General features: G+C 61.7%; 4 protein-coding genes. All 4 read left to right on the top strand.

The features are described 5' to 3' along the window. Window positions 1-129 precede the first annotated feature (129 nt). The 4 genes from lon (at window position 130) to cmoB (ending at window position 4,949) form a co-directional block, all read left to right on the top strand. A complete protein-coding gene (gene lon / locus ACE04F_RS07260) occupies window positions 130-2,544 on the top strand; it encodes an endopeptidase La (protein WP_486105604.1) in 2,415 nt (804 codons plus the stop codon). 210 nt (window positions 2,545-2,754) lie between these two features. Continuing rightward, the gene (locus tag ACE04F_RS07255; protein WP_486105603.1) at window positions 2,755-3,147 is read left to right on the top strand and encodes a protease inhibitor I42 family protein; all 393 of its coding nucleotides are present in this window, start codon (window positions 2,755-2,757) and stop codon (window positions 3,145-3,147) included. 105 nt (window positions 3,148-3,252) lie between these two features. After that, entirely contained in the window at window positions 3,253-3,996 is a 744-nt protein-coding gene (gene cmoA / locus ACE04F_RS07250) for a carboxy-S-adenosyl-L-methionine synthase CmoA (RefSeq protein WP_486105602.1), read from the top strand. Then, window positions 3,993-4,949, top strand: a complete 957-nt coding sequence (cmoB, locus tag ACE04F_RS07245; protein WP_486105601.1) for a tRNA 5-methoxyuridine(34)/uridine 5-oxyacetic acid(34) synthase CmoB — start codon at window positions 3,993-3,995, stop codon at window positions 4,947-4,949. The genes cmoA and cmoB overlap by 4 nt, the downstream gene beginning before the upstream one ends. Window positions 4,950-5,037 lie beyond the last annotated feature (88 nt).

Genomic DNA, 5,037 nt, shown 5'->3' with positions numbered 1-5,037 from the left:
CCCCCCCCCACGTCAACCTGTCGCCAGCCTGAACGCAAACCGTTGAAATAAACCCTGACAATTATCCAGCATTGAAACAACCCCTCGCCTGCCCCATCTAAGACCCATACTCCATTGCGCAGGTGCCCCATGAGCGACCAGCACTCTACCGAAGCAAACGACGAATACGCAGACGCCGAACACATCGAACACACCGTTTCCGGTACGGGCCTGGCCCTGCCCGGCCAGAGCCTGCCGGACAAGGTCTACATCATCCCGATTCACAATCGTCCGTTCTTCCCGGCCCAGGTACTGCCGGTCATCGTCAACGAAGAACCGTGGGCCGAGACCCTGGAGCTGGTGGCCAAGTCCGATCACCATTCCCTGGCGTTGTTCTTCATGGACACGCCCCAGGAAGACCCGCGCCACTTCGACACCTCGAAACTGCCGCTGTACGGCACTTTGGTAAAGGTCCACCACGCCAGCCGTGAAGCCGGTAAATTGCAGTTCGTTGCCCAAGGCCTGACCCGCGTGCGCATTCGCACCTGGCTCAAGCACCATCGCCCGCCGTACCTGGTGGAAGTCGAATACCCGCATCAGCCAAGCGAGCCGACCGACGAGGTCAAGGCCTACGGCATGGCGCTGATCAATGCGATCAAGGAACTGCTTCCGCTCAACCCGCTGTACAGCGAAGAGCTGAAGAACTACCTCAACCGCTTCAGCCCCAACGACCCTTCGCCGCTGACCGACTTTGCCGCCGCCCTCACCTCCGCCACCGGGAGCGAATTGCAGGAAGTGCTCGATTGCGTGCCGATGCTCAAGCGCATGGAAAAAGTCCTGCCGATGCTGCGTAAGGAAGTCGAAGTGGCGCGGCTGCAGAAAGAGATTTCCGCCGAGGTCAACAGCAAGATCGGCGAACATCAGCGCCAATTCTTTCTCAAGGAGCAACTCAAGGTCATCCAGCAGGAGCTGGGCTTGACCAAGGACGACCGCAGCGCCGACCTGGAACAATTCGAGCAGCGCCTGGAAGGCAAGGTGCTGCCGGCCCAGGCACAGAAACGCATCGAAGAGGAAATGAACAAGCTCTCGATCCTGGAAACCGGCTCGCCGGAGTACGCCGTCACGCGTAATTACCTCGATTGGGCGACCTCGGTGCCGTGGGGCGTGTACGGCCAGGACAAACTTGACCTCAAGCACGCCCGCAAGATTCTCGACCAGCACCACGCCGGCCTGGACGACATCAAGGACCGCATCCTGGAATTCCTCGCTGTGGGCGCCTACAAAGGCGAGATCAGCGGTTCCATCGTCTTGCTGGTTGGCCCGCCGGGCGTGGGCAAGACCAGCGTCGGCAAGTCCATCGCCGAATCCCTTGGGCGGCCGTTCTATCGTTTCAGTGTCGGCGGCATGCGCGACGAGGCCGAGATCAAAGGGCATCGGCGCACCTATATCGGCGCCCAGCCGGGCAAGCTGGTGCAGGCGCTCAAGGACGTCGAAGTGATGAACCCGGTGATCATGCTCGACGAAATCGACAAGATGGGCCAGAGCTACCAGGGCGACCCGGCTTCCGCGCTGCTGGAAACCCTCGATCCGGAACAGAACGTCGAATTCCTCGACCACTACCTGGACATGCGCCTGGACCTGTCGAAAGTGCTCTTTGTGTGCACAGCGAATACCTTGGACTCGATTCCCGGCCCGTTGCTGGACCGTATGGAAGTGATCCGCCTGTCGGGCTACATCACCGAAGAAAAAGTCGCCATCGCCAAGCGCCACCTGTGGCCCAAGCAACTGGCCAAGGCCGGCGTATCCAAGGGCAGCCTGAGCATCAACGACAGCGCCCTCAAGGCGCTTATCGACGGTTATGCCCGCGAGGCCGGCGTCCGTCAGTTGGAAAAACAGCTGGGCAAACTGGTGCGCAAGGCGGTGATGAGGCTGATCGACGAGCCGAAAGCCGTGATCAAGCTCGGGCCGAAAGACCTCGAAGCCTCGTTGGGCAAGCCGGTGTTCCGCAACGAGCAGGTGCTGTCTGGCATAGGCGTGATCACTGGCCTGGCCTGGACCAGCATGGGCGGCGCGACCCTGCCGATCGAGGCAACGCGTATCCACACGCTCAATCGCGGCTTCAAGCTCACCGGGCAACTGGGCGAAGTGATGAAGGAATCGGCGGAAATTGCCCACAGCTACGTCAGTTCGCATCTGAAGCAATTCGGCGGCGATCCGAAGTTCTTCGATGAGGCTTTTGTTCACCTGCACGTACCGGAAGGCGCCACGCCCAAGGACGGCCCGAGTGCCGGCGTGACCATGGCCAGCGCCCTGCTGTCTTTGGCGCGCAACCAGCCGCCGAAAAAAGGCGTGGCCATGACCGGCGAACTGACCCTGACCGGGCATGTCCTGCCGATTGGCGGCGTGCGCGAGAAGGTCATAGCGGCGCGTCGGCAGAAGATCAATGAACTGATCCTGCCGGATGCCAACCGAGGCAATTTCGAGGAACTGCCGGACTATCTGAAGGAAGGCGTCACAGTGCACTTTGCCAAGCGGTTTGCGGATGTGGCGAAGGTGTTGTTCTGACGGTCCTGTAGCGCCGGTGTGGGCGCTTTCGCGAGCAGGCTCGCTCCCGCAGGGGAATCGGTGTGGATCACGAATCAAGTGAACTGCCCCAGGTCCATTGTGGGAGCGAGCGTGCTCGCGAATGGCCTTCAGCATCAACCCACCCTCATCTGACACACCCAGTAGCATCTTCGGTTATGCTCACCGCTCGTCGTGAACGCCGGAGCCGTTATGTCCCTCACCCGCCTGCTCGTACCCGTCAGCCTCGCCTTGTTGAGCGCCTGTGCCACGCAACCGAAACACAACGTAACGGTGGAGAAGCTGAGCCAATGCCCTGTGCAGCTCAATAACGGCCAAAACCTGATCCTGAGCCTGCCGACCAACCCTAGCACTGGCTACCGGTGGACGGTCCAGGATTCAGCCGGCGGCGTGTTGAAGGCGTTGGGACCGGAGGTCTATCGCAACCCGGAAGATGCCGGCATCGTCGGCGCCGCCGGGGTGTCGACCTGGCGCTTCCAGGCATTCAACGCCGGCACCGGGCGTTTGCGCCTGACTTATCAACAGCCCTGGGCGCCTGAAGTGCCGCCCGTGGAAACCTTTGATTGCGCCATTTCGGTGAATTGAGCAGCGGCTGGCTGATAGGCAAACGTCCATTTGAAAGCCACACAGAACCGCCGATTTTTTGGTTAAAATGCCGGCCTTTTCACTATCCCTGCCGCCGGAACCGCCGTGAGCAAAGAACCCGATCGCCTATTCGCCCGGCCCTTGGCCCAGGTGCCCGACTTCGCCTTCAATGAAGACGTGGTTCGAGTGTTCCCGGACATGATCAAGCGCTCGGTGCCAGGCTACCCGACCATCGTCGAGAACCTCGGCGTGCTCGCCGCACAGTTCGCCCAGCCCAACAGCGTTTTGTATGACCTCGGTTCGTCCTTGGGTGCGGTGACCCAGGCGCTGCGTCGCCACGTGCGCACCGACGGTTGCCGAGTGATCGCCGTGGACAATTCGGCGGCCATGGTCGAGCGCTGCCGCGAATACCTCAACGGCCAGGACTCGATGTTCCAGGAGCTGTTGCCAGTGGAGGTGATCGAAGCCGACATCCTCGCCCTGACGTTCCAGCCAGCCTCGGTGGTGGCGTTGAACTTCACCCTGCAGTTCATCGCGCCAGAGCAGCGTACCGCGTTGCTGGCCCGTATCCGCCAGTCCTTGCTGCCCGGCGGCGCCTTGATCCTCTCGGAAAAACTGCGCTTCAACGATGCCGAGGAACACGCACTGCTGACTGACCTGCACGTGGCGTTCAAACGCGCCAACGGCTACAGCGAACTGGAAATCGCCCAGAAACGCAGCGCCATCGAAAACGTCATGAAGCCCGACAGCCTCGAAGAACACCGCGAACGCCTGCTGGCCGCCGGCTTCTCGAAAGTCGTGCCGTGGTTCCAATGCCTTAACTTCGCCTCGTTGATTGCCCTGCCATGATTGATCTGTCCCCCCTTGCCCGCCATCTGGCCGGCACACCCTTGGCCGACTGGGCCGCGACGCTGCAAACGCAGCTCGATATCAAGATGGAAAAGGGCCACGGCGATCTTGAGCGTTGGCAAAGCGCGCTGGATGCGCTGCCGGTCTTGCAACCGACTACGGTCGACCTGCTGAACGGTCTGACGCTCGACACCGATTGCTGCGACGCAACCCGCGCGCAAATGCGCACGGCCCTGATGGGCTTGTCGCCTTGGCGCAAGGGTCCGTTCGATCTGTTCGGCGTACACGTCGACACCGAATGGCGCTCGGACTGGAAGTGGTCGCGGGTGGCTCCGCACCTGGACCTCAAGGGCAAGCGCATCCTTGATGTCGGCTGCGGCAACGGTTATTACATGTGGCGCATGCTCGGTGCCGGCGCGGACACGGTGATTGGCGTCGACCCGAACTGGCTGTTCTTCTGCCAATTCCAGGCGGTACAGCGCTACCTGTCGCAGCCCAACGCCTGGCACCTGCCATTCCCGTTCGAGGCCCTGCCGCCGGAGCTGGAAGGCTTCGACACGGTGTTCTCCATGGGCGTGTTTTACCATCGTCGCTCGCCGATCGAACACCTGCTGGCCTTGAAGGATTGCCTGGTCAAGGGCGGCGAGCTGGTGCTCGAAACCCTGGTGATCGAAGGCGACGAACACCAGGTGCTGGTGCCCGAGGACCGCTACGCGCAGATGCGCAACGTCTGGTTCCTGCCGTCGGTCCCGGCCCTTGAGCGATGGCTGCGCCGCGCCGGGTTCAGCGATGTGCGCTGCGTGGACGTAAGCCTGACGACAGTGAAGGAACAGCGCAGCACCGAGTGGATGAAGTACCAGTCACTGAGTGATTTCCTCGATCCTGCCGACCACAGCAAGACCATCGAAGGACTGCCGGCGCCGATGCGGGCGGTGATTGTGGCGCGTAAGTAAACAGCCCCAGCAACACGACACCCTGGTAGGGAGCAATAGGGCTCTGAAGGCTTGCCTATCATTGTGGCGGGGGGGGGGGGGGGGGGGG

This window comes from Pseudomonas sp. AGC41 (genome assembly GCF_057334555.1).
Note: the sequence above shows the minus strand (reverse complement) of the source record. Positions and strands in the feature narration are given on the sequence as shown.